Consider the following 25,707-nt stretch of genomic DNA (forward strand, 5'->3'; position numbering starts at 1 on the left):
GTTATGTATGTTATCTGAAAGGTACGAGCAAAGAGCCAGACAGGAATTGGATTTATGGAAGAAAAAAATTAGCGTAAAGCCAAGTATGGCCATGCGGCTGTCCAAACAAGCTCAAACGGCCATCAATCAAAAAATACCTCAAAAAGTACATGATATAATTAGCACTTCCATTAAAACAATGGTAGATGGTGTATTATATAGTTCCACCTATTTTAAGAAAGTGGATCATATAGGGGAAACGCTTGAAGAAAAAGAAGAATTCGCTCAATCTATGCTGAATGTATACAGAAGAACGGCAGTTATTGAAGGAGCAGGGACAGGGGCTGGTGGATTATTACTTGGTCTTTCGGATTTCCCTCTGCTTCTTTCGATAAAAATAAAGTATTTATTCAGTATTTCTGAGCTATATGGATATGACCCGAAAAAATGGGAAGAAAGAGTATTTATCCTACTTGTTTTCCAACTCGCTTTTTCTTCTGTGGAGAAAAGAAAAGAGCTTCTCCCAGTAATAGAAGACTGGAAAAATCAAAAAGAGCCATACATGAAAATGGATTGGCAAAGCTTTCAGCAGGAGTATCGTGATTCCATTGACTTTATAAAAATGATCCAATTGGTACCGGGTATTGGCGCAATAGTAGGAGCCTGGGCTAATCATCAGCTGCTTGAACAATTGGGAGAAACAGCAAAATATGCCTACCGAATGAGATGGTTTAAGCAAGCAGAAAATAGATGAAAAAAGAAAGATAAAGAGGGAAAAACTGGCGTGAAAAAAGAATGCCAGTTTTTTTGTTTCCTATTTGTCCATAACCCTAGAAAACTTCTGGATTATGAGTATCGAATCCGCCGCTGGGAAAGTCAAAAATAGCGCCATTCCTGAAAACCGATGGCAGCACTGCCCAAGGTCTTTGCAGCGATTAACATGGCATCTTCATTAAAGTCAAACAAAGGATGGTGGTGTGGATAAGGATGATTTGATCCTTTCGGAGAAGCGCCTGTAAAAAACATGGCTCCTCTGACATGCTGGAGATAATATGAAAAATCCTCACCAACCATCAGTGGCATCATTTTTTGTATATTTTCGCTGCCAACGATATCGCTGGCTTTATATTCTATATAGTCTGCCTCAGCTTGATGATTAATGGTTGGAGGATATCCTCTGAAGTACCTTAATTCATAATGGCAATTATTTGCCAGGCAGACGCCTTTAACAATCCGTTCAATTTCCTCAATGATCTGCTCTTGTATTTCTGATGTAAAGGTGCGGACAGTCCCCTCCAAAAAGGCTTTGTCAGGAATGATATTAAATGCTTCTCCTGCTTTAAATTTCCCAATCGATACAACGGCTGCATCCATCGGATCAATCTTTCGGCTCGTTATCGTTTGTAAAAGGGAAACGATTTCTGCCCCAATGACCAAAGAATCTTTGGAGTTATGTGGCTCTGCGCCATGACCACCCTGACCGTAAATGGTTATTTTAAACCGATCTGCGGTAGCCGTAATCGGTCCAGGGCTTATATATATGGATCCAGTAGGGAATGGAGACCATAGATGAGTTCCAAAAATGGCGTCTACCCCTTCAAGACAGCCATCCTCAATCATAAACTTAGCACCACCGGGGGCAAGCTCCTCTGCATGCTGATGAATAAAGACATAGGTTCCCTCTAACATATGCTGCATTTCTTTAATTGCCTTTGCCAAGACCAGCAATAAAGCTGTGTGCCCATCATGACCGCAGGCGTGCATAACTCCTGGCACTGTGGAGCGGTAAGGGACATTTTTACCATCCTGAATGGGTAAAGCATCAAAATCTGCACGTAAAGCAACAGTCCTTCCGGGGGATTTACCGTGTATGGTTGCGACAATACCGCCGCCTCCTACATTACTCCGTATGGGGACATTTAATTCTTTATAAAAGTTCTTAATAAATTGTACCGTTTTCTTTTCTTGGAAGGAGAGTTCAGGGTGCTTATGCAAAAAACGGCGAATGGCTACCATTTCTTTAAAATTATCCTCTAATCGTTGGAATAGCTCCTTCTCCATATAATCCCCCTAATAAAATGACATCTAGTATCCTTATTTACATAATCACCCATTTTCAAACTAATATTGGTAAAACTTCTATAAGTTTAATAGATTGAGATCTAAAAAAAGGGTTAAAAAATAATTAAGCCGCCAATATAGAAAATAGGTCAGTTTAATTATCATTAAAGGTACGGATGAATTTAATAAGTTACTTAGTTCCTGTTTCTGTTAATTGTTTTCTTCTTTATGGGCATGGAAGGTAGCTGTGTAAGGATTGCCTGTAAACATAACCTGTGTATTAAATAGTTTGAATTTGTTCGTCAATAGCGTACTTGAATCCCATTTTGCATAGGCTTGCTCGTTTTTCCAGCTCGTCATAACGACATAGGTATCAGATTTAATAGGCCGCAATAAACGCATGGTATTGACTCCATCTTGGTTTTTTACAGCCACCAATTTATTATTAAGTTCAAACTCAAATGCAGGTCGATCTTCAATAGAAACAGGTATATTGTAAAGGGCAAAAAATCCTTCTTGTTTAAGTGGACCAAATCCATCCAAAACTTCGAACTTCCTTGCTGAAGAAAAGATTGTTTTCTCCTCCGTTTCATGAATCAGAGCGGCTGTTTTAGGATTGTTCAACAAAATAAGAGATAAATTTGTCCGCTTATCCTGTATTCTTTTTAAAAAACTGAAGGTTCCGGTCGTCATATAGAAGTTCATTGTTTGCCCCCTGATTAGATATTTTAGTATAATGGAGTTGTTAGTTAATAGTAATTATTCTAATTTGTAATATTTTATTTACCCTATAATAGGCAATTCATAAACTAAATTGCGATTAGGTAAAGGGAAGTTAACTATAATGCTTAAAATTAAGTCTATTTTTTGACAATTTTTTCACGATTATATACAAGGTTAGGCTGAAAGGATATAGTTGTTATTGATGCCTAAACGATGTAAATTAGGAAAAAAATATAAAATATATGGTAAAAAAGAGGGGCGGAGCGGCTTTGAGACAAAATTTCAATGATACCTTCCTAAAAGCAATCAATAAAGAGAAGGTGGATTACACTCCAGTATGGTATATGAGACAGGCAGGAAGATCTCAGCCTGAATATCGAAAAATTAAAGAAAAATATTCCTTATTTGAAATTACTCATCAACCGGAATTAGCTGCCTATGTTACTCGACTTCCGGTCGAACAATACAACGTAGATGCAGCAATCCTATATAAAGATATTATGTCTCCTCTACCTGGAATTGGCGTACAGGTTGATATTAAATCAGGAATTGGACCAGTCATCTCCAATCCAATTCAATCATTAGCTGATGTAGAAAAGCTGGGTGAATTGCATCCGGAAGAAGATGTTCCCTATATTCTTAATACGATTAAATTATTGACCGAAGAGCAATTATCCGTACCACTTATTGGTTTCTCAGGAGCCCCTTTCACAATCGCAAGTTATATGATTGAAGGCGGTCCTTCTAAAAATTATACGAAAACAAAAGCTTTTATGTATACCGAACCAAAGGCATGGTTTGCTTTAATGGATAAACTGGCAGAGACCATTATTGTCTACGTAAAAGCTCAAGTAAAAGCGGGAGCAAAAGCCATCCAAATATTTGATTCATGGGTTGGTGCCTTAAATGTTCAAGACTATCAATATTATATTAAACCAATCATGAATCGAATATTCACAGAACTCAGGAAAGAGCAAGTTCCATTGATTATGTTTGGTGTGGGTGCAAGCCATTTGGCTAAGGAATGGAATAGCCTTCCTCTCGATGTGGTCGGTCTTGATTGGAGACTATCCATTACAGAAGCAAGAAATAATGGAATAAACAAAACAGTACAAGGAAATCTCGATCCGGCATTGCTATCGTCTTCCTGGGATGTTATTGAGAAGAAAGCAAAAGAGATTATCGAACAGGGATTACAGGAACCAGGACATGTATTTAACCTCGGCCACGGAGTCTTCCCGGAAGTAAACCCAGAAGTTTTAAAACGATTGACAGCTTTTATACATGAATATTCTGCATCTATCATTGCATCTAAAGGAGAGGCGAAATAATGGCATATTCAAAGAAAAAAATCGGTTTATTGGTAATGGCTTATGGTACACCATATAAAGAAGAAGATATTGAACGTTATTACACGCATATTCGTCATGGAAGAAGACCATCTGATGAAATGCTCGAAGATTTAATATCAAGATATCGTGCGATTGGTGGAATCTCACCGCTTGGAAAAACGACAAATGATCAGGCGGCTCACTTGGAAGCAGCGCTTAATAAAGCTCAGGATCAATATGAATTTGTTTCTTATGTTGGTCTGAAGCATATTGAGCCGTTCATTGAAGATGCTGTTGAACAAATGCACGCTGATGGCATCACTGAGGCAGTCAGTATTGTTCTGGCACCACATTATTCCACTTTCAGCATTAAATCATACAATGGCCGTGCGAAAGAAATTGCGGATAAATATGGCATGAGTATAACTTCTGTAGAAAGTTGGTACAAAGAACCAAACTTTATTAAATATTGGGTTGACCATGTAAAAGAAGCATTTAATCAAATGACGCCGGAAGAAAGATCAGCAGCAATATTGATCGTATCTGCACATAGTTTACCGGAAAAAATCAAACAACTGGGCGATCCATATGAACAACAATTGGAAGAAACAGCGAAACTGATTGCTGAAGGGGCCGGCGTTGAGAACTATGCTGTTGGATGGCAAAGTGCCGGCAACACCCCTGATCCATGGCTTGGACCAGATGTTCAGGATCTTACAAGAGATCTTTATAATGAACATGGATATAAAGCTTTTGTTTATACACCGGTAGGTTTTGTAGCAGAGCATTTGGAAGTTCTTTATGACAATGACTATGAGTGTAAGGTAGTTACGGATGAGATAGGAGCAACATACTATCGTCCAGCTATGCCGAATACACATCCTGATTTCATCAATGCTATGGTTGATGCCGTAATGAAAAAAATAAACCTTAACCAACAATGAAAAGAAGGCGATAAAAGTGGATTCGACTAAACAAAATATTGCAATCATTGGCGGTGGCATTGCAGGACTGGCGGCAGCCTATTACCTTAATAAAAAAGTAAATGAAGACAATTTGCCTTATAATATTATTTTAATAGAGTCTACAACCAGGCTAGGCGGTAAAATGCAAACGGTGAAACGTGACGGGTTTGTCATTGAAAGAGGTCCTGATTCATTCTTGGCACGAAAAAAGAGTATGACAGACTTAGCAAGAGAGGTAGGACTCGAAAGTACGATAGTTCCAAACTCAACAGGTAAATCTTATATTCTTGTAAAGGATAAACTGCATGCCATTCCGGGCGGATCGGTTATGGGTATCCCTACGGAGATAGGACCGTTTATTACGACAGGGTTATTTTCTCTATCGGGTAAAATGAGAGCAGCTATGGATTTTGTATTGCCACGTTCCAAAGAAACAGGTGATCAGCCGTTAGGGAAATTTTTAAGGCGCCGCCTTGGGGATGAAGTGGTGGAGAATCTGGTAGAACCGCTTCTTTCAGGAATTTATGCAGGAGATCTCGATAAATTAAGCACGATGTCTACGTTTCCTGATATGCTTGAACTCGAGAAAAAATACAGAAGTATCGTGTTGGGTACAAAAAGAAATCGTCCTAAAAAAACAGTGTCCAAAGATAATAAACCAGTAGGTGACAGCAAGTTGGGGATGTTCCGCACTTTTAAGAAAGGGCTGCAATCGTTGACGGATGCTATTGAAGCAAAGCTTCCTGCGGAGCAGATTCTTAAAAGTACGAGAGTAGATCGAATCTTTAAAACAAGTGATGGGTATATGCTGGAATTAAATAACGGGGAGCGGTTGCCTGTTATTTCTGTTGTTTTAGCTACTCCCCATCAGACTGTACCGCAAATTCTGCCCGATTATGAGATGTTTGAACCGTTCAAGAAAGTACCTTCCACATCAGTTGCTACAGTATCGATGGCATTTGATGCCAGTGCGATTAAAGAGGATATTGATGGTACAGGTTTCCTTGTATCGAGAAACAGCGATTATACCATTACAGCCTGTACATGGACTCATAAAAAATGGCCGCATACTACACCTGACGGCAAGGTTTTATTACGATGCTACGTAGGAAGAGCCGGTGATGAGGTAGTCGTAGACTTATCGGACGGTGAAATTGAACAAATTGTTTTAGATGATTTGAACAGAATCATGCAAATTACTGAAAAACCAGATTTCACAATCGTCACTCGCTGGAATGAAGGAATGCCTCAATATGAGGTTGGCCATTTAGATCAGTTGAAAGCGATCAAGGAAAAAATGGCTAAAGAGCTGCCGGGTATTTATTTAGCCGGAGCATCCTATAATGGTATCGGAATGCCTGATTGTATTGATCAGGGGATTGCTGCGATGAACCAAGTCCTCAAATATATTGAAAATAAAAATCTGTAAAACTAAAAAATCCTTGAGATTCCTTTGTCAGAGAGGAATTTCTCGGATTTTTATTTTTGTGTATATTATTATACTTAAAGAAAGAATCAGCTGAATAATCCTTTAATTTTCTTTCACAGTTGCATCCTCATGATCATGTGATAGTTTCAGTAAGTTTGTTAAATAGATATTTACAGCTGTTTCACCGGATACCAAAAGCAAAATAAAGAATACAAAGGTCAACATCCAGGTTATCATATTCAATCACTCCTTAGTATCTGATGGATATATATGAGCGTCATGATAGTTTTATACCCTTTGTGAGGAAGGAAATCACATGGAAAAGGAAAATTGTTATTTTACTCCTTGATAGGATCAAGAAATATTGGCTTAAATAAAGTCCAATTAAAATTCATCAAATTTCCTGATTCCAATATACATAAAAAAGCTATTGTTTTGAGTAAAGAAAGATCAAAACGATAGCTTATACTTTTGGTTTTATGGTTTTATCTAACTGTTCTATATTTTTTCATTTAAAACGGCTATTTCCGCATAAACATTCGAATAATAGTAGATCAAATATCATTTATGGTATTGAAGAGATGCAACCCTACACCTGAAATAAAAATAAGAATAAACACAATCCACTTTGTATAATAAAAGCCCTTTATTTTATTAATAACCAGATTAAGAGTAAGAATTAGTAGAAATAAACCCAAGGATACACTGATGGTTGCCCAATAATAGCTGAATCGGCTAGGAAGAAATTCAGTTAATAGAAACATACTTCCAACATAAAACAAAATCTCTGAGGGTTCTTTTCTTTTAAATTTTTCAGTTCTTTTGGGATGGTCTTCCATTTGTTTTTAGACACCTCATCTATCGTTAATTCAACTCACCTATAACTCTTGCGTTATTTCTCCAAGGTATCATAAGGATTCGATTTGGGAATGTTTGGATTCCTACTGATTATTCTAACACCTACTCAAACAACATTAAATAAAGATTTTAATCTGTTTTAAATATTGATATTAAGCGATTGGCACGGTCAGTGAAAGAAGGAACCCTAGGTCCTAAGTGACCAATCTAAGGTATATAGGATTAAATTTTTCTTACAGCTAGTAAATAACAACAAAAAATATCCAGCCAAATGGTTTTGGCTGGTTTTTTGCAAATCGCAAAATAGAGGGAATTTAAAAAATAAGGGACTGTAAGATTACAGTCGATATGAGCACCCCGGTGTTAAAGGGGATTGCTGCTAACATTAATCAAAGACTATTCAGATACATGACGCAGGCATTTATCACAGACGATTCCGTAGCATTCGTGCTGTTCTTCAATGTTATCACCGCATTCTGAACACTTCTTAGGGGGCAAGTTTCTGAAGAATTCCATAACGTTTCGTACCATGTTTAAAACCTCCGTTTTTAATTGATTTATAACAGATTTTATTATTTTAATCTGTTATATAACTGTTTGATAATGTCATTGTATTATAACAGATTTGGAAAGTCAACACTGTTTTAATACAATTTTGAAAAAGATGAAAAAATAGGCTAATTGTTATATATTGAGTGTGAAGCTTATTAGATTCCATCATTAAGGTTTACTCTTCTGTAAAGGAAATGGGACACCGAGGGCAAGCACAAAGTGAAAAAGGATAGATGAATGCAAGAGCTTATTCCTTTTGTTTTGTAAAAAGGTAAAGTTCCATTCTGTGCAACAAAATCAAGCTGGAATGATCTAAAATGGAGGGGTAGAATGCGCTTAACGATTATTGGATTTTGGGGAGGGTTTCCCGGAAAAAAAGAAGCGAGTTCGGGTTATCTTATCGAACATGAGGGATTTAAATTACTGCTCGATTGCGGAAGCGGAGTATTAGCTCAACTGCAGGAATACATAAAACCAAGTGAGTTGGATGCCGTTCTTTTGTCGCATTTTCATACGGACCACATTGCGGACATTGGAGTACTACAACATGCTCTGTTAATAGATCAAATGTTAGGGAATGAAAAAAAGCCATTGCCTATTTATGCCCACACAGAAGATAAAGCGGCAGCTGGTACACTGACATATAAAAACCAAACAGTATGGCAACCTTTTTTGGAAAGCCAATCTGTTCAAATCGGTCCCTTCCGTATAAAAGCACTTAAAACAAAACATTCTGTTCCATGCTATGCTTATATGATAGAAGCTGAGAACAAAAAATTGGCCTATACGGCAGATACGGCTTATTTTCCCGAATTGGTTCCTTTTTTCGGGGGAGCGAATGTTTTACTGTGCGAATGTAATTTTTATGAAGGCATGGATGCTGAAAAGGCTGGACATTTGACCAGTATCCAAGCTGGACAAATAGCCAGGGATGCTAATGTACAAAAATTGATATTGACGCATTTGCCTCACTTCGGTAATCAGAATGATCTAGTAAAGCAAGCAGCTAAAGTATATACAGGTGAGATTGATTTAGCCAAAACTGGTTTAAAAATTCACATTTAATTCAGGGGGAATGACTCATGCTATTTTTAGATAATAGAGGAATAACAGATCCACGCATTAATTTGGCCATTGAGGAGTATGCTCTAAAACATTTAAATATTGATGAATCGTATTTATTATTTTACATCAATCAGCCTTCTATTATTATAGGGAAAAATCAAAATACGATTGAGGAAATCAACGAGGAATATGTGGAAGAGAACGATATTATTGTTGTTCGCAGACTTTCAGGCGGCGGAGCGGTTTATCATGACCTCGGAAATTTAAATTATAGCTTTATCACGAAAGATGACGGTGAAAGCTTCCATAACTACAAGAAGTTCACTGAACCAGTAGTTGAAGCATTGAAAGAATTAGGCGTAAATGCTGAGCTGAGCGGCCGCAATGATTTAGTGGTTGGAGAGCGTAAAATTTCAGGGAATGCCCAATTTGCTACTAAGGGAAGAATGTTCAGCCATGGTACGTTAATGCTATCGAGTGAAATTGAAAATGTAGTGTCAGCTTTAAAGGTAAAAGAAGATAAAATAAAATCTAAAGGAATTAAATCTATTCGCTCAAGAGTTGCCAATATATCTGAGTTTCTGTCTGACCCATTGACCATGGAAGAATTCCGACAAAAGCTGCTTGAACATATTTTTGGTGGTACAGAAAACATACAGGAATATAAATGGACGGATGAAGATTGGACAAAAATCATGGAAATCTCCGAAGAACGTTATCAACAATGGGATTGGAATTATGGAAAATCACCTAAATTTAATATTCAGCATACTCATCGTTACGCAGTTGGACAAATTGATATTCGCTTAGATGTAGCCAAAGGGAAAATTGAGGAATGTAAAATATATGGTGACTTCTTTGGAGTCGGTGATGTGGAAGACATTGAAAAGCGATTAATTGGTGTGAGGTTCTCTAAATCCGAAATTGGACAAGCATTGAAAGATGTAAATGTTAGCCACTATTTCGGAAATATCACAACAGAGGAATTTGTTAATCTTTTATATTAAATGAAATTATGACTTGAAAAATACTTTCGATTAAATAGCTTCTGAGGGTTTAATAAGCCTTAAGAAGCTTTTTATATTTTCTTAAATAACTATTTTAAAAAAACGTGTTATTCTTGTAGAAATATATTAAAGAATGGGTCTTTTATACTGTTTGTTGCTCTCTAATATGGATGGCTGGTCAATCCATATATCTAATTTTAAATAGTTGCTTATGCCTAGTTCTTTTTCTATAATAAAGATTGGGTGTATTTAGAATATTTTAACAAAACTTACACCTTTCTATCAGGGGAGGGAATAATATGAATTTATCAACCCAACTTCTAGAGACGGCAGAAAAGTTTAAAACAAAACCCGCGTATATTTTTATGGATCAGAAAACAAGCTATACTGAATTAAATGGAGCAGTGACACATTTCGCAGAGGGTCTTCAACGGTTGGGAGTGAACAAAGGAGATAATGTCGCTCTATTATTGGGCAACTCACCGCATTTCATAATAGGTTTGTATGGATTAATGAGATTGGGGGCAACGGCCATTCCGATTAATCCAACCTATACAGCTGATGAAATAGCATACATATTAAAAAACGGAGATGTAAAAGCAGTTATCACAATAGATTTACTAATACCTATGTTTGAGAAGATGAAACAGATGCTGCCTGAAATCAATCATGTCATAGTTTGTCCAACCGGTAAGGGGTCAGATGAATTGCCTCAGGACCTGTCGATTACCGATAAAATGAAAACGTTTACAGAAGTGCTTCAAATGGCAACTGGAGATTTTTCTGCTCCGGAAGTCGAGGAAAATGACATAGCACTCATTTTGTATACTTCAGGTACTACGGGAAAACCAAAAGGTGCAATGCTTACGCATAAAAATCTTTATAGTAATGCCAGAGATGTGGCGGATTACCTGCAGATAAATGAAGATGATCGCGTTATTACCGTGCTGCCAATGTTTCATGTATTTTGTTTGACGGTTTCCTTGAATGCTCCATTGCTGAATGGTGGTACATTAGTCATTTTGCCTAAATTCAGTCCTCAAGAAGTATTCAGAGTGGCTGAAAAATATGAAGTAACACTATTTGCAGGTGTACCGACGATGTACAATTACCTTTTACAATATCCGGGAGACAATCTAAATAGCTTTAAAACTCTCCGCTTCTGTATTTCCGGAGGTTCGGCTATGCCAGTTGCTTTACTAACGAATTTTGAGAAGAAGTTTAATGTAATTGTTTCAGAAGGATATGGTTTATCTGAAGCATCCCCTGTAACTTGCTTTAATCCAATCGATCGACCAAGAAAACCTGGCTCTATTGGTAAATCAATTATTCATGTGGAGAATAAGGTAGTCAATGAACTGGGTGAAGAGGTTCAACCGGGTGAAGTTGGTGAATTAATTGTCAAAGGTCCAAACGTGATGAAGGGCTATTATAAAATGCCTGAAGAAACTGCAGCGGCAATAAAAGATGGATGGTTATATACGGGTGATTTAGCTCGAAAAGATGATGAAGATTATTTTTATATTGTAGACCGAAAAAAAGACATGGTCATTGTCGGTGGATTTAATGTTTATCCAAGGGAAGTGGAAGAAGTCTTATTCGCCTATCCGGAAATCTCGGAAGTAGCCGTAATAGGGGCTCCGGATCCAAATCTTGGAGAAGTCATCAAATGTTTTGTAGTGTCCAAAAATCCTGAATTAACGGAAGAACAGTTAATCCACTATTGTCAGGAGCATTTAGCTAAATATAAAGTACCTGAATCAATTGATTTTATGGAAGAGCTTCCTAAAAATACGACAGGTAAAATTCTCCGCAGAGCCTTAAAAAATGCTATGTTGCAACAAACAAAATAGAAGAACGTATACTTGTACCCGCAGTGATGCGGGAATTTTTTTATTCTAAAATATTATCTCTGAAAAAAGCCTTTACTCACTTTTTTTATGAAATTATGATTTTTACTGTATTATCTTTTGCAACATGTCACCTCCTTTTCTTTCTATAAAATCATATAGATAGTTTATGCTTATATGATTTCAGCAAGGAAACGGCTTGTTATTATTGTCTGAAAATTCAATAATAAAGATTGCGTTTGTAAAATTTTCAAGATATAATTTAACGAATAAAAGCATAAAAGCGATAAAGAGATGGGGGAGCGGAATATGAAATTAAGGAGTTTGTTAATGAGCACCGCAATTTTAGCCTTTGCACTTACGGGTTGTGATGCGGATAACCAATCCTCCGGGGACGGTGATCCAAATGGAAAAGAAAAACAATATAAAGTAGGGATTTCTCAATTTGTAGAACATCCATCGCTTGATGAAGCAACGAAGGGCTTTAAAAAAGCACTGGAGGATTCCGGGTTATCCATTAAATACGATGAACAGAATGCCCAGGGGGAGCTAAACAATATCCAAACGATTGCCAATAATTTAGTGAGTGAAAAGGTGGATCTTATTTTTGCAAACGCAACCCCAAGTGCGCAAACTGCAGCTAATGCAACTAAAGATATACCAGTTGTATTTACTTCTGTTACAGATCCAGTTGGGGCAAAATTAGTATCCAATATGGAAGCTCCGGATAAAAATGTAACCGGAACGACAGATACTCATCCAGATGCCATCCCTAATACAGTGAAGTTAATAAAAGAAATGGGTTATAAGAAAATTGGAACGATTTATAATGCGGGAGAACAGAATTCGGAGGTTCAGGTAAGCACGGTTGAAGCAGAAGTTAAGAAAAATGAATTGTCGCTGGAGAAAGTATCGGTAGCAAATACTTCTGAAGTAAAACAAGCTGCAGATTCTTTGGTGGGCAGAGTAGATGCGCTCTATATCATTACAGATAATACAGTCGTATCTGCACTTGAGTCTGTGATTCAGGTAGCAGAAAAAGAAAGCATTCCATTATTTGTTGGTGAACTAGATTCTGTTAAAAGAGGCGGTTTTGCTGCATATGGCTTCAATTATTATGATATTGGCCATCAGGCAGGTGAACAAGCTGTCCAATTGCTAAAGTTCGAAAAAAAAGTGAAGGACTTGCCTGTTGAAGCCCCGAATGATTTGAAATTGGTTATTAATAAATCGGCTGCTGAAAAAATGAAGATAGATATTACTCAAATAAAAGAAGATGCAGAATTTGTAGAATAAAGTTCTTTCAACCGTAAATAATCCAAACAGAAAGGGAGGGTAAAAATACGTGTTTGCATCTGTTTTTGGTTCGGTGGAAGCCGGCATTATTTATAGTATTATGGCATTAGGTATTTATTTATCATTTCGAATTCTTAACTTTCCCGATATGACAGTGGACGGCAGCTTTGTAACAGGGGCAGCCGTCGCTTCCATTTTAATTACAGGCGGAACAAATCCGATCCTGGCTACGATTTCGGCAATATTTGTTGGATTCTTCGTAGGAATGATCACGGGATTATTGCACACAAAAGGGAAAATTAATCCACTCTTATCAGGAATTTTAATGATGATTGCCTTATATTCTATTAATCTTAGAATTCTGGGTAAACCAAATGTATCGTTATTATCAGAGGATACAATTTTTACCCAGCTTGGTACATGGTGGTCGGGGCTCGGAATTGACGCCTGGATAGCTTCATTATTCACAAATATTGGATTGGAAGGCTATATTCCACATACTTGGTCCATCGTCATGCCTATGATTGTATTTGTTCTCCTTGTGAAAGTACTACTGGATGCATTTATGAAAACAGAGATTGGTCTTGCAATTCGGGGAACAGGAGATAATGAACAAATGGTTCGCAGCTTTTCAGTTCATACAGATGTGACAAAAATGCTGGGGCTTGGAATCGCCAATGCCCTGGTAGCCTTATCAGGAGCTTTTGTCGCACAGTATAACGGTTCTGCTGATGTCGGAATGGGAATTGGAATCATTGTTATCGGGCTTGCATCCGTTATTATTGGGGAAGCAGTATTTGGTACTAAATCTATGGCCAGAGCCACCTTGGCGGTAATTGGCGGAGCGATTTTATATCGTTTAGTTGTAGCCTTTGCTCTTAAGGTGGAGTTTCTTGAAGCGGGAGATATGAAATTAATTACAGCTGTAATCGTTATAGTGGCCTTGCTGATACCAAAATGGATAGACAGTACGAAAAAATACCGTAAAAGACGTAATCGTATGAAAGGTTTAAATGGTGAAACGGTAAAAAACAGTAGGGATGGGAATGGAGGAGAGCAACTTGCTGCAACTAAATCAGATATTTAAAGTGTTTAATGAAGGCTCTCCTGATGAAAAAATGGCATTAAATCAAATTAACCTTGAACTGAAGCAGGGCGACTTTGTCACGGTAATTGGTAGTAATGGAGCGGGTAAATCTACGCTTATGAATTTAATTTCAGGAAAAATTCTGCCTGATTCAGGCCAAATCATCATCAATGATACCGATTTAACGTATGCGGGAGAGCATCGTCGTGCCCGGAAAATAGGAAGGGTCTTTCAAGATCCGCTGGCAGGGACTGCGCCGACAATGACGATTGAAGAAAACCTGGCCATTGCCTATACCAGAACAAAAAAAGCAGGGCTCAGTTTCGGTGTCACAAATAAGCGCAGGAAGTTTTTTAAAGACAAACTGGCAGAGCTTCACTTAGGACTTGAAAACCGCTTGTCTGCAAAGGTCGGCTTATTGTCAGGTGGAGAACGGCAAGCATTATCTTTATTAATGGCTACATTTACAGAGCCGGATATTTTGCTTCTTGATGAGCATACAGCAGCGCTTGATCCATCACGGGCAGAGCTGATAACAGATCTTACTAAGAGAATCGTGGAAGAGCATAAATTGACAACCTTAATGGTTACCCACAATATGCAGCAGGCTCTTGATTTGGGTAACCGATTAATCATGATGGATAGCGGTGAAATTATTTATGAAGCAGACCAATCCTCTAAACAAACGCTAACGATTGATCTATTGATGAACGAATTCCAAAAGCTAAAACGCAATACGCAAATCTCTGATCGCAGCTTGCTGGGATAGTCTATTTATAGGAGTAAACTAACAGAAACAGCAAGCATTAATGCTTGCTGTTTCTAGCTATTTTAACCAATTTTCCTCGTTGGAACAAAGGTCTCTTTGTATGTTCCCTCCCACAAATCGATGCGGCTCTGGATGTGGATTTCATCGCGCATGCTCTCAGGATGCTTTTCAATTTTCTTTGTGATTCTTTCTCTCCAGAAGCTTTTGAATTTTGGTTGAATCGTCAAGGAATGCTCTACAGATAATTGGCCATTGTGCTCATAGAATACGATTAAAACCTGACAATCAATGTAGGAATGATCTTTTTTAGATAAAAGCTCATCCAATTTTTCAACCGTAATCGTTTTTTGTAAACGTTCTTGTTCACTTGGGTCTGGATGGTGTAAAGTGTTGGGGCAAATATGCGCTACCTTTCCATTTTCATCAATGACTACTCGTACATAACCTAATGTTTTTTCATTACCTTGCATCTATATCCCTACTTTCAACTTAATCATAAGTCAATTATAGGGGTCACTAATAATATATTACAATATTCAAAAAATTCCAATGAAAAAGTATAGATTTGTAGTCAGAGTTTTTTGCTTCTAGAACGATTGATTAGTAGATGGAAGAATACCAAATTCTATAGAATACATAAATCTCTAAGAGAAGCTTATATCGTTTTGCACAATCTTTATTCATAATAGCTTTTTATATGCGAAGAAATTGAGTTTAAATCATGATTTTTAATAATATTTAGTAGTTAATAGGTTGACTTGCCTTTTGAGTAGAAGTGAATTTTATATTATTTTAATATAATAGAAGGTATTGTCGAGCATCTTTTTTTAGTTAATAATAAGTTTATTAATTGTTACGCTTTTTTTAATCGGAAAGGAACTAAATAATCATGAGCATTGAAGAGGAATATGAGAACCTAGATATACCTGAGGGACAGATAAAGTACGCAAAGAGATTACAAAAATTGTTATGCGATAGATTGGATATGGAATTGCCAAGCGAATATGAGTTATCTGAAATTGTGGTGGAACAGGCAATGTTTACTTACATAGATATTCTGGAAAAATATTATCGTCTGGATGGAAAAGCGTGGGAAGAGTTCTATGCAAAATATCACAGGGTAACTAATGTTCCTAGACAGTTAGAGCATTTTAAAGAACAGAAAAAAGGAAGTTTGGAAATTTTGGAAAAGAGGGAGAACTAAATCCTTAGCTGCCCTAAAAGATAAAATATTGAAGCGAAAGAAACATTTAGCTAATGCCAATTAATTTTGTAAAAGAATATACTTAAACTAACTGGGGTGTTGATCTTAGAAGGATTAATTCCTTTTTGTGTTGGATTTTATATGGAAATCAAGGAGTGGGTTGGATCTTTTTACGTAATGCTTTCCTTCTTGGATAAAAAGGGGGAGCATGACAGTAAGATTTCATAAGGAAAATTATTTATGTGAAAGAAAGTACGTAAACAAACAGGTGCGTTCGTTCTATAGTAAATAAACAACTTTAATATTCATTCTTTAGGGTTTATAAAAGTAAAAAAATATAACTTTAAACAAGTTTAAAGAGCCCTGCTACGTTCTAAATGTAGCAGGGCTCTTATCTTTTTTGATCACTATTAAATAATTTTATTATCACTGTATATAAGCTGCATTTTATGTCTGTTGTAAAAATTTGGATTGTTCATTATGATTAATCATATACCTGATTTAGGGGAGGGAAATGATGACTTCTTTACATGGGAAAACAGCTGTAGTAACAGGAGCGAGCAGTTCAAGAGATATTGGAACTGCCATATGCCGGAAATTAGCGTCACAGGGAGCGGATATCTACTTTACGCACTGGAGGGCAGATCAGAAATGGCCAGAAAACTTTTGTAATGAGCTACAAACAAGCGGAGTTCGTTGCAATAGCATGGAGATCGATTTAGCGAATGTTAATGCAGCATATGAAATATTGGACCACGTTTCTGTGGAATTAGAAGTACCGTCCATTTTAATCAATAATGCTGCTCATTCTACAAGAGATGGATATTTGAATTTCGATGCTAAAATACTGGATGATCACTATGCTGTTAATATGAGAACTACTTTTCTACTATGTGTGGAGTTTGCTCGGCGCTTTGAAAAAGCTGGATATCAAACAGGACGAATCATTAATATGACATCAGGACAGGAACTTGGCGCAATGCCTAGTGAATTAGCCTATGCAGCTACAAAAGGAGCCATTTCTGCATTTACTCGATCATTGTCTGCTGAACTAGCTCCATTAGGGATTACGGTAAATGCCATAAACCCGGGTCCAACCGACTCAACTTGGATGACAGATGGAATTCGGGAGCAGCTCTTACCAAAGTTCCCATTGGGACGGATCGGTGTACCTGAGGATGTCGCCCGTATGATTGGTTTCCTTGTGTCCGAGGATGGGGAGTGGTTAACTGGTCAAGTCATTCATTCAGAAGGCGGATTCATACGTGGTTAAAAGGCTATTAATAAGAAAGTTTATTTAAAGTTTACGATTGGAGATCAAATCGAAAAGCAATCAATCCTTATAATTGAAGTGGATGAGTTTTTGAAAAAGGATAAATATATATCTATCGGATGGTCAGTATTATATGGGAAGGATCCATGATTGACTGTTATTGAGTAGGTATTTATGAATCTTGTAAAGTAATCGAGAAATGGCTTCAATTTATATACCAGTTTGAAGGTAGTTTAGTATATTGGTTTGGCATGCATACAAGAATGTTCAAAGGAAGGCAGGTTATACATATGTTTGAGGGAAATAAATTAGTTATACGGCCAATTAAACAAGAAGATTTATATTCTTTGTGGGAAATGGTGTATAAAGAAGAATCTCCAGAATGGAAAAAGTGGGATGCTCCTTATTTTGAACATAAGACGATGACCTATGATGATTTCTTGAAGAAAAGCCAACAGATTATTGATCAAAAAAATTACTGGGGAATAGAAGTGGAAGGAAAAATAATCGGTACAGTTAGTTATTATTGGGAACATGAACCATCAAAGTGGTTAGAAATGGGCATCGGAATATATAATCCTCAATATTGGAACGGCGTATATGGTTCAAGAGCTTTAAAAATATGGATTGACCATTTATTTGAAACAATGCCTTTAGTACGCGTGGGATACACAACCTGGTCTGGTAATCACAGAATGATTAAAGTTGGCGAAAAATTAGGGATGCAAATGGAAGCAAGATTAAGAAAGTGTCGTTTCTATAATAATGAGTATTATGATTCTATTAGAATGGGGTTACTGAGAGAAGAATGGGAAACTATGAAATAATTATAAATCGAAAGCTGTGAACCAGTTCATTTTTCTTAACAAAAAAAGCGTGAATTAGAAGGTGTTTTCTTCCTCGGTGGAGAATCAAATAAGGATATTTATCGAATCAGAGGTGCGTCAATGGATCCAATTAAAAAGTTAAACCCAATTGAAGCCGCCCAACAGTTTATTAAAAATTATTTTCCAAACTGTGAGGGAGCTCTATTGGCAGGCAGTGTTGTTCGGGGTGAGGCAACTGCAACATCTGACCTAGATATTGTTATTTTTGACAAAAGTATCAGTTCATCTTATCGAGAATCATTAATAGAACTTGATTGGCCTATTGAAATCTTTGTACATAATTTAACCTCTTATAAACCGTTTTTTGAAAGTGATTGTGAAAGAGCAAGGCCTTCACTGCCAAGAATGGTTTCGGAAGGCGTAGTTTTAAAGGATGATGGAATAATTGATTCAATTAAAAAAGAAGCCAAAGAAATACTGGGAAAAGGTCCAGAAGAATGGTCAGCCGAAATGATTAATATAAAGCGTTATTTTATTACGGATGTTCTTGATGATTTTAAAGGCTGTACGAATCGGGCAGAGGAGCTTTTTATAGCCAATGCGCTTGCTGAATTGGTAAGTGAATTTGTATTACGAACAAATCGAAAATGGATTGGTACATCTAAGTGGATGGTTCGCTCTTTAAAACAATTAGACGAACATTTCACAAACCAATTTGTAGAAGCTTTTGATTGTTTTTATCAGACAGGTGAGAAAAACCAAGTCATACAATTAGTTGAAGGTGTATTAAAACCCTTTGGTGGACAGTTATTTCACGGATTTTCATTAGGAAAAAAGTAAGAACCTTATGAGGGAGATTAGTTAAAGTCATTATTAGATATAGGGAGCAAGTCAAGAGATATACTAAACAAAATTAACGGAATATTCAGATGTGAAAAAAGGGGGATGGTTACAGTCATGATTAAAGAACTTCAATCAAAAAATGAAATACTGGAAGCTTTTCCGGTTATGAAGCAGCTACGAACACATCTTGATGAATATACATATGTAAATTTAGTGCTGGATGCACAAGAAAACGATAGATACAAAATGTATTCTCTAGTTGATGACGGTCAAATTGTTGCGGTAATTGGTTTTAAACCGATGATCACCCTTTATAATGGCCGATTTGTTTGGGTATGTGATCTGGTAACGGATACGAATAAGCGTTCAAATGGCTATGGTGAACAACTACTTACATATGTCCATCATTGGGCATGGGAAAACAACTATGAAACTATATCCTTATCATCAGGGTTACAGCGTAAAGATGCACATCGTTTTTATGAAGAGCGTATGAACTATGACAAAGTAAGTTATGTATTTAAGAAATCTTTAAAATAAAGATATTCTCCACTACTAGGCCGTTAATACGCGTATAATCAAGCATAATTAAAACGACCCAGACTATAATTATTAATTCTGCTTTTACCAATTGTGAGCCTATATCTACACTATCAATACCGTATTGTAAAATTCTCGAACCTTTCCGCTTTTATTTAGGGGTCCCTAAAAATCTTAAAAGGAATCCTGCGTGTCAGATTCATCGTAAAAATATGTTCTTTGGTGAAGAGCGAGTCGAATCATTTCAGTACAAAGTGATGGAAAGCTCTACTTCAAATGGTGCTGTAGGGAGGAAGAGGGACTTCTGAAGATTGCTTATACTTGGCATTATGATAATAAATATTCATCTAAATCCTCTTTATCCGCTTCCAGATCATAGATCATAAAAAGAAATCACCTTATCAACAAATGGCAGTATATTTGAGTTTTTGAAGATTGAGTACATATCCTTAAATAATTCGTATTTTGTTTGAGGATATGCTGAAAATGTATGTGGCTGCGAAACAAACTTGAATGAAAGAAAATCTTCTTTAAAAGAGAAGTCTTTCTTCAACATAACCATTAAATCTCACCAGATAAAGAGGGAGAGATAGAGATGACTAACAAAAAAATGTATACCATTTTAATTATTTTCTGTGTACCTTCGATTATTTGCATCTGGATGTTTGAAAACCCTTCATTAAATATATTCTTGACAATAACTGGGGCAATTTTATCCACGCTATTAAGGGGCTATGCAAAGGATTATGAAGATAAGCAAAAAGAAGAGAAGTCTTTAGAAGAAAATAGTAAAAGCTGATTTAATGTGAATTTATTTTATCAAGAGATTATCTTATGTCTTTGATTTCAAACATGTATAAGGAAAATGTGGAGGCGATTTTGATCATAAAACGTGTCATTGAGCAATTTGGGTTGCAGGTATTATCCATAAATGAGGTTGAGAATTCTTATAGTTCAACAGTCTATAAATGTAATTTGCTTAATGGCGAAAATATTTTTATCAAAATCCCATATACAAAATTGAAGTTTCAGCGGGAATTAGAAGCGTATGAGATTTTGAAAGGAAGGGTTGTCATTCCGGAGATGTTAGACTGTTGGTCTGGTGATGAGAATTGTCCGGGTGCTTTTTTATTATCCGAATTAAAAGGACAATCCTTAACCAACCAGGTTTCACCAAAAGCAGCTTATCAAGTCGGGGTTATTCATGCTTCGATGCATTCCACACAGCCACCTGCCGAGAAGGAGTTAACTGTCATACAAAATGAATATCCAAACTGGTCTAATTTTATAGAAGCTAAATTTTATAGTTTTGCTGAGCATGTAAGAGATGTTCTAGATGAAAGTTTATATAAACAATCCATAGAAAAGTTTGAAGTAATGAAAAAACTACTCCCTGATCCAGATGGGCCTAGCTTAGTACATATGGATTTTCGCCCGGCAAATATCATAATGGATGGTGATCAAGTCTCAGGAATCATCGATTTTGAATCTGTACGATTTGGTTCAACTGAAATCGATTTCACTAAACTGTATCGTGATTTTTTAAACTATGATCATTCCCTATACCAAGCTTATAAAAAAGGCTATAAAAGTATCCGGCCTTTAATTGATTTAGGAATTGTCTTACCTTTTTATCGCTTTACAGATGCCTTCAATAGTATTGGGTGGTGTAAGAAGCGCGGAATCGAAAAACATGCTGTATTTTTTGAAGAAAATCTGGCCATTTTGAAAAAACTGGTGCTTTGAAATGTGGAAGATATGCATTGTTTATCATAGCCATATTAGTTAGCGCCGGAAAAGCTGTCCAGTGGACAGCTTAGCTTTTGCCGAAGTGCATCTCGTCTTCAAGGTTGAGTAGAAAGGCGGAGCCAGTGGAGGTGTGTCCATTAATCCACTCCTGAGAAATTTTAGATACATTAGGCCAATTGGGGATTTTTGCATTATGTTCCGAAACCCAGCTTAAGCAATATTGCGGATCAATGTTTTCTTCATAGCATTGTGTTAAAAAAGTCTGTATATTGGCTTCCGTACAATTTTCAAAAGAGCCGCATGTATGAGATAAAATTTGCTCCATTTTTATTTGAATAGCATCCTTACTATACTCTGTCATCCGTTTTCTCCTTCCATTTTGCAATTGTAATTTTGATTATTCATTATTCGATTAGAAAGGTGAACCTTGGCGGCTATTTACAGTGAGGATATGTTGTTATAAAAGAGAATCACCGTTTTTTTTACGTCTTTCCCTGATTTCGTAGCTGAATCTAATCATTGGATTGGCCTTGATTATTTTTCATTTTCCTCACCTCTTTTATTAACATTTGAAGAAATACAGAAAAATATTCAATTAACTCAGGAGAAATTGGATAATCATAGTAAAACGTATAGTAAAGGGGCAATTCCAATGGATGTAAATTTAAAAGAGCTTTTAAAAGAACTAGAGGAAAGTCATATTAGTTTTGAAGTCCGTAATAGTCGAGAAAAATTAGATCAAATACTAGCTGAAGATTTTTTTGAAATCGGTAGTTCGGGTTATATGTTTGATAAAAAAGCATGCCTTGAAACCGGAGTTGCTTTAACTGAGATGTCACTCTATAATTATGAAATTTATCCGTTAGCATCAGATGTCGTTTTATCTACCTATTTTATTGTAGATAAAACAAGAGCTCGTAACACATTTCGAAGCTCTATATGGAAATTAATTAATGGAAGATGGCAATTATTTTTTCATCAAGGAACCATTTCGCCACTACAATTAAGGGAAGTTCTTAAGGACACCACTCCTTGAGGATGCAAATTAGCTAATGGTGTATTAGGAACAAAGCCTTTTCTCGATGCACGGCTATTTTAAGAGTGAAATTTAAAAGAAACGGACTTGGAAACTGCCTGATTAAAAGAGATTGGAATTAACCATTGGAAAAAAGAAGAAGGTTATACGGCTGGGTATTTGGGAAAAGGAGAAAATACCATTGAATTAAAATTTGTTTTTGATTTTTAGTAGGTCCTTTCATTATTAAAAGCTTTGAAGTGGAGGGTTATGTAATGGGAAAGTTTATAGTTGATACTGAATTTTGGGAGGTGTTCCCCAATGCTCAAATTAATATGTTAATTGTAAGAAATATAAAAAATAAGTATTTAGAAGAAAATTATGATTATTTCTCTGAACTTCTTAATAGAGCGACTAAAGAAGCTACTGCATTTTTAACAGAAGATACATTTAGCCAAAATCAAGTTATCGCTGAATGGCGTATCGCATTTGGCAAATTCAAAACGAAGAAGGGTACTCGATCATCCATTGAAGCATTGTTAAAAAGAGTCAATCAAAATAAAGAATTTTCACCTATTAATCCTTTGGTGGATATGTACAACAGTGTTTCTCTAAAATATGCAGTTCCCTGTGGTGGCGAGGATATAAATTCAATCATTGGTGATGTACATCTTGGAAAAGCAAAGGGTGGAGAACCATTCCTGCCACTCGGTGCTGATCATGATTCGCCGGCTTTACCGGAGGAAATCATTTATTATGATCAGGTTGGTGCTATTTGCAGATGTTTGAATTGGAGAGAAGCTCAAAGAACAATGCTAACTCGTGAAACGACCGACGCTATCCTTTTCATTGAATCGATCAATAAAGAGCAAGCGGAACGGGCTAATCAAGCCATGAATGAATTGAAGCATCTGATTGATACATATTACAATACTGAAAGCACCAGCTTGATTTTGACAGCAAATGATTCATCTTATAATTATTGATTTTTTTATTTATTTTTGAACCATTACGTTTATGTAAGTGGTTCTTTTTTTATTGCCAACTTTCGAAGTATCCTATATATCTCCTTCCTATTCTTGTTGCGTATTGAAAAATTGTACCAATTAATACGATGGTAATAATTACTCGATTTCAAATAAATAATAATAAAAAGGGGATATTTTCAAAAATATATCTTTGAATAGTAGTCTTATTTCGAATAACAAAAATCCGTAATTTTACATCCAAATTTGTTTCTTAAATTCTTTATAGTAGCACAGACAATAGTTTTGTCATATTAGTATAAATATATAGAAAAGGAGGGATTAAAAACAAAGGTACGATCACTTGAAAAAGATTGTATTCCTTATGAAGATAAATGAAGATTATTTTAATGATTGAAATGAAAAAGTAAAAGAGAGTGCCATAAAAAACATATGAAGGATAAAATTTACATCGGGATTCTTCTTGTCGTATACCAGTACTGCCTTGTACTATTAAATCCAAATTGGCGTTTAAGGAATATGTTTCAGAGGACAATAATAGGTTTATCGCAGCTGTAAGTGGGGATATAGTACTTTATTGCGTTCAATCAGATTTGGTTTCATGCTAATCATTAATTGAGAATAAAAGACGCTTAAGATTCTATACGCTTATGATTTTATCGATTTTTTCAAGCTTAATCTAATTTTAGTCTTTATAGGAGTTTTTTATAATGGTAGATTTTTTTCAAAATTTCAATCCAATAACACAAGCATTTCTAGCCACCTTATTTACATGGGGAATGACTGCACTTGGAGCCGCTCTGGTATTTGCGACAAAGACCATAAACCAGCGATTATTAGACAGTATGTTAGGGTTTGCCGGTGGCGTAATGATTGCTGCTAGTTATTGGTCTCTTCTGGGGCCAGCCATCGAAATGTCAGAGAATAATGCCATAGGGGCCTGGTTTCCGGCAGCATTAGGATTTTTATTAGGTGGATTTTTTTTATGGGGAATTGATAAGGTCCTACCCCATCTCCATCCAAATACCCCTATTAGTGGGGCGGAAGGATATCATCGAAAAGATAGGAAAAGGAGTACGCTATTGGTTCTTGCTATCACCCTTCATAATATCCCAGAGGGGTTAGCCGTTGGGATTACTTTCGGCGCTCTTGCAAATGGCGGGACGGAAGCTTCTTTAATTGGTGCTTTAACTCTTGCTCTTGGAATCGGGATTCAAAACTTTCCTGAAGGTGTGGCTGTTTCAATGCCTTTAAGAGGAGAAGGGATGTCTCGCAGGAAAAGCTTTTTCTACGGACAATTTTCAGGTATGGTTGAACCAATTGCTGCCGTCATTGGGGCATTTGCCGTCGCCTTTATTGAACCATTATTACCCTATGCCCTGAGCTTTGCCGCTGGAGCCATGATATTTGTTGTAGCTGAAGAAGTAATTCCAAGTTCACAAGAAAAGGGTAATAAGGATTTAGCATCCATGAGTTTAATGATTGGCTTCACATTAATGATGATACTTGATGTAGCATTGGGATAACTTTAATTTTTTCTTATACAAGAACGTTAAACAGTATAACTGGGTTAACTAAGCAGTCGATTAAATAAATTATCGGGCTGCTTTTTTTATTTGCCCGTACTTTTACATTGAAGAATATAAATCAATGTACTTGGTGTATGAAGATTGGATACAAGAAGGATTGGAGCCTTTTTTGGCGAATTTAAGTATGAGAATATAGGCAGTTACCCATGTATGACAAATCAAAATGGCTCTATAAGTGAGGTTTTATGATGGAAATCTTATCGGAACGATTATGGTTGCGACCATACAATGATCATGATTTGGCTTTTCTTGAGTCACTTTTGACCAACCCGAATATGGTGCGCTATATAGGGAACGGACAAATAAGAGATAATGAAGGGATCAAAAAATTTACAGAATGGATTTATGATACATATTCCTTCGATCCTCATTATGGTTTGAAACTCATTTTAGACAAAGAAAGTAAGAAGCGCGTTGGCCATGCAGGGTTGGTGCCCCAAATTATAAATGGTAAACAAGAAATTGAAATAGGTTATTGGATATCGCAAGAATACTGGGGGAGAGGGTTTGCAACTGAAGCAGCCAGAGTGTTAATGGAATATGGAAAAAACAAACTTAAGATTGAAAAAATGATTGCGCTTATTCAAAAAGATCATATAGCGTCTCAAAAAGTTGCTAAAAAAATTGGTATGCAATTTGAAAAAGAAATAAATCTAAAGGGAAAAGAAGTCTTTGTATACTGTTGCTAATCATATTTAAGAGATTGTTC

General features: G+C 36.3%; 27 protein-coding genes. 21 read left to right on the forward strand and 6 right to left on the reverse strand.

All coding sequences use genetic code 11. From position 1 onward, the window contains the following. The first annotated feature begins 7 nt into the window (after positions 1-7). Complete coding sequence (locus tag AC4G3L_RS07975) at positions 8-733, forward strand: EcsC family protein (protein ID WP_491076426.1); 726 nt, start codon at positions 8-10, stop codon at positions 731-733. Positions 734-855: 122 nt separating this feature from the next. On the opposite strand, the gene AC4G3L_RS07980 is transcribed toward AC4G3L_RS07975, so the two are convergent. Further along, the gene (locus AC4G3L_RS07980; protein ID WP_491076427.1) at positions 856-2,040 is read right to left on the reverse strand and encodes a M20 metallopeptidase family protein; all 1,185 of its coding nucleotides are present in this window, start codon (positions 2,038-2,040) and stop codon (positions 856-858) included. Between the two features lie 210 nt (positions 2,041-2,250). Further along, a complete protein-coding gene (locus AC4G3L_RS07985; RefSeq protein ID WP_491076428.1) occupies positions 2,251-2,745 on the reverse strand; it encodes an antibiotic biosynthesis monooxygenase in 495 nt (164 codons plus the stop codon). Positions 2,746-3,032: 287 nt separating this feature from the next. Here AC4G3L_RS07985 and hemE point away from each other — a divergent pair, with 287 nt between their 5' ends. From hemE to hemY, 3 genes are read left to right on the forward strand one after another with little or no spacing between them, the layout of a single operon-like run. Next, a complete protein-coding gene (gene hemE, locus AC4G3L_RS07990) occupies positions 3,033-4,094 on the forward strand; it encodes a uroporphyrinogen decarboxylase (RefSeq protein ID WP_491076429.1) in 1,062 nt (353 codons plus the stop codon). Continuing rightward, positions 4,094-5,038 carry a ferrochelatase gene (hemH, locus tag AC4G3L_RS07995; protein ID WP_491076430.1) on the forward strand — a complete coding sequence of 315 codons (945 nt, stop codon included), beginning with the start codon at positions 4,094-4,096 and terminating at the stop codon, positions 5,036-5,038. Before hemE ends, hemH begins: the two co-directional genes overlap by 1 nt. A 16-nt stretch (positions 5,039-5,054) precedes the next feature. Then, entirely contained in the window at positions 5,055-6,488 is a 1,434-nt protein-coding gene (hemY, locus tag AC4G3L_RS08000; RefSeq protein ID WP_491076431.1) for a protoporphyrinogen oxidase, read from the forward strand. Positions 6,489-6,590: 102 nt separating this feature from the next. Here the strand turns inward: hemY and AC4G3L_RS08005 are convergent, their stop codons facing one another. Next, complete coding sequence (locus AC4G3L_RS08005; protein ID WP_491076432.1) at positions 6,591-6,725, reverse strand: hypothetical protein; 135 nt, start codon at positions 6,723-6,725, stop codon at positions 6,591-6,593. Positions 6,726-7,742: 1,017 nt separating this feature from the next. Beyond that, positions 7,743-7,877 carry a protein YhfH gene (yhfH, locus tag AC4G3L_RS08010; protein WP_491076433.1) on the reverse strand — a complete coding sequence of 45 codons (135 nt, stop codon included), beginning with the start codon at positions 7,875-7,877 and terminating at the stop codon, positions 7,743-7,745. 351 nt (positions 7,878-8,228) lie between these two features. Between yhfH and AC4G3L_RS08015 the strand changes: the two genes are divergently transcribed. From AC4G3L_RS08015 to AC4G3L_RS08040, 6 genes are all read left to right on the forward strand, one after another. Continuing rightward, positions 8,229-8,963 (forward strand): MBL fold metallo-hydrolase, encoded by a 735-nt coding sequence (locus AC4G3L_RS08015; protein ID WP_491076434.1) that lies wholly within the window; start codon positions 8,229-8,231, stop codon positions 8,961-8,963. Between the two features lie 17 nt (positions 8,964-8,980). Next, complete coding sequence (gene lplA / locus AC4G3L_RS08020) at positions 8,981-9,970, forward strand: lipoate--protein ligase (RefSeq protein ID WP_491076435.1); 990 nt, start codon at positions 8,981-8,983, stop codon at positions 9,968-9,970. Between the two features lie 299 nt (positions 9,971-10,269). After that, positions 10,270-11,823, forward strand: coding sequence for a fatty acid--CoA ligase family protein (locus AC4G3L_RS08025; protein ID WP_491076436.1), 1,554 nt, complete (start codon positions 10,270-10,272; stop codon positions 11,821-11,823). 291 nt (positions 11,824-12,114) lie between these two features. Then, positions 12,115-13,116 carry an ABC transporter substrate-binding protein gene (locus AC4G3L_RS08030; protein WP_491076437.1) on the forward strand — a complete coding sequence of 334 codons (1,002 nt, stop codon included), beginning with the start codon at positions 12,115-12,117 and terminating at the stop codon, positions 13,114-13,116. A 49-nt stretch (positions 13,117-13,165) separates the two neighbouring features. Further along, on the forward strand, positions 13,166-14,203 hold the full coding sequence (locus AC4G3L_RS08035) for an ABC transporter permease (protein WP_491076438.1): 1,038 nt from the start codon (positions 13,166-13,168) through the stop codon (positions 14,201-14,203). Beyond that, positions 14,178-14,972 (forward strand): ABC transporter ATP-binding protein, encoded by a 795-nt coding sequence (locus tag AC4G3L_RS08040; protein WP_491076439.1) that lies wholly within the window; start codon positions 14,178-14,180, stop codon positions 14,970-14,972. Before AC4G3L_RS08035 ends, AC4G3L_RS08040 begins: the two co-directional genes overlap by 26 nt. A 62-nt stretch (positions 14,973-15,034) precedes the next feature. Here the strand turns inward: AC4G3L_RS08040 and AC4G3L_RS08045 are convergent, their stop codons facing one another. Then, positions 15,035-15,442, reverse strand: coding sequence for a hypothetical protein (locus AC4G3L_RS08045; protein ID WP_491076440.1), 408 nt, complete (start codon positions 15,440-15,442; stop codon positions 15,035-15,037). A gap of 419 nt (positions 15,443-15,861) precedes the next feature. On the opposite strand from AC4G3L_RS08045, the gene AC4G3L_RS08050 reads away from it, so the two are divergent. From AC4G3L_RS08050 to AC4G3L_RS08080, 7 genes are all read left to right on the forward strand, one after another. Further along, entirely contained in the window at positions 15,862-16,176 is a 315-nt protein-coding gene (locus tag AC4G3L_RS08050; RefSeq protein WP_491076441.1) for a hypothetical protein, read from the forward strand. A 517-nt stretch (positions 16,177-16,693) separates the two neighbouring features. Beyond that, positions 16,694-17,449, forward strand: a complete 756-nt coding sequence (locus tag AC4G3L_RS08055; protein ID WP_491076442.1) for an SDR family oxidoreductase — start codon at positions 16,694-16,696, stop codon at positions 17,447-17,449. A 290-nt stretch (positions 17,450-17,739) separates the two neighbouring features. Beyond that, entirely contained in the window at positions 17,740-18,276 is a 537-nt protein-coding gene (locus tag AC4G3L_RS08060) for a GNAT family N-acetyltransferase (RefSeq protein ID WP_491076443.1), read from the forward strand. Between the two features lie 120 nt (positions 18,277-18,396). Further along, positions 18,397-19,116 carry a nucleotidyltransferase domain-containing protein gene (locus tag AC4G3L_RS08065; protein ID WP_491076444.1) on the forward strand — a complete coding sequence of 240 codons (720 nt, stop codon included), beginning with the start codon at positions 18,397-18,399 and terminating at the stop codon, positions 19,114-19,116. A 105-nt stretch (positions 19,117-19,221) separates the two neighbouring features. Further along, positions 19,222-19,659 (forward strand): GNAT family N-acetyltransferase, encoded by a 438-nt coding sequence (locus AC4G3L_RS08070; protein ID WP_491076445.1) that lies wholly within the window; start codon positions 19,222-19,224, stop codon positions 19,657-19,659. 595 nt (positions 19,660-20,254) lie between these two features. Then, on the forward strand, positions 20,255-20,458 hold the full coding sequence (locus tag AC4G3L_RS08075) for a hypothetical protein (protein ID WP_491076446.1): 204 nt from the start codon (positions 20,255-20,257) through the stop codon (positions 20,456-20,458). 80 nt (positions 20,459-20,538) lie between these two features. Further along, positions 20,539-21,405 (forward strand): aminoglycoside phosphotransferase family protein, encoded by an 867-nt coding sequence (locus AC4G3L_RS08080; RefSeq protein WP_491076447.1) that lies wholly within the window; start codon positions 20,539-20,541, stop codon positions 21,403-21,405. Positions 21,406-21,475: 70 nt separating this feature from the next. Here AC4G3L_RS08080 and AC4G3L_RS08085 read toward each other — a convergent pair whose 3' ends face one another. Beyond that, a complete protein-coding gene (locus AC4G3L_RS08085) occupies positions 21,476-21,769 on the reverse strand; it encodes a hypothetical protein (RefSeq protein WP_491076448.1) in 294 nt (97 codons plus the stop codon). A 291-nt stretch (positions 21,770-22,060) separates the two neighbouring features. Here AC4G3L_RS08085 and AC4G3L_RS08090 point away from each other — a divergent pair, with 291 nt between their 5' ends. From AC4G3L_RS08090 to AC4G3L_RS08105, 4 genes are all read left to right on the forward strand, one after another. Beyond that, complete coding sequence (locus AC4G3L_RS08090; protein WP_491076449.1) at positions 22,061-22,444, forward strand: nuclear transport factor 2 family protein; 384 nt, start codon at positions 22,061-22,063, stop codon at positions 22,442-22,444. Positions 22,445-22,698: 254 nt separating this feature from the next. Further along, entirely contained in the window at positions 22,699-23,409 is a 711-nt protein-coding gene (locus tag AC4G3L_RS08095; RefSeq protein WP_491076450.1) for a B3/B4 domain-containing protein, read from the forward strand. Positions 23,410-24,119: 710 nt separating this feature from the next. Then, a complete protein-coding gene (locus AC4G3L_RS08100; RefSeq protein ID WP_491076451.1) occupies positions 24,120-24,935 on the forward strand; it encodes a ZIP family metal transporter in 816 nt (271 codons plus the stop codon). Positions 24,936-25,186: 251 nt separating this feature from the next. Next, positions 25,187-25,687 (forward strand): GNAT family N-acetyltransferase, encoded by a 501-nt coding sequence (locus tag AC4G3L_RS08105; protein ID WP_491076452.1) that lies wholly within the window; start codon positions 25,187-25,189, stop codon positions 25,685-25,687. Positions 25,688-25,707: the final 20 nt, after the last annotated feature.

This window comes from Bacillus sp. z33, from assembly GCF_058313615.1.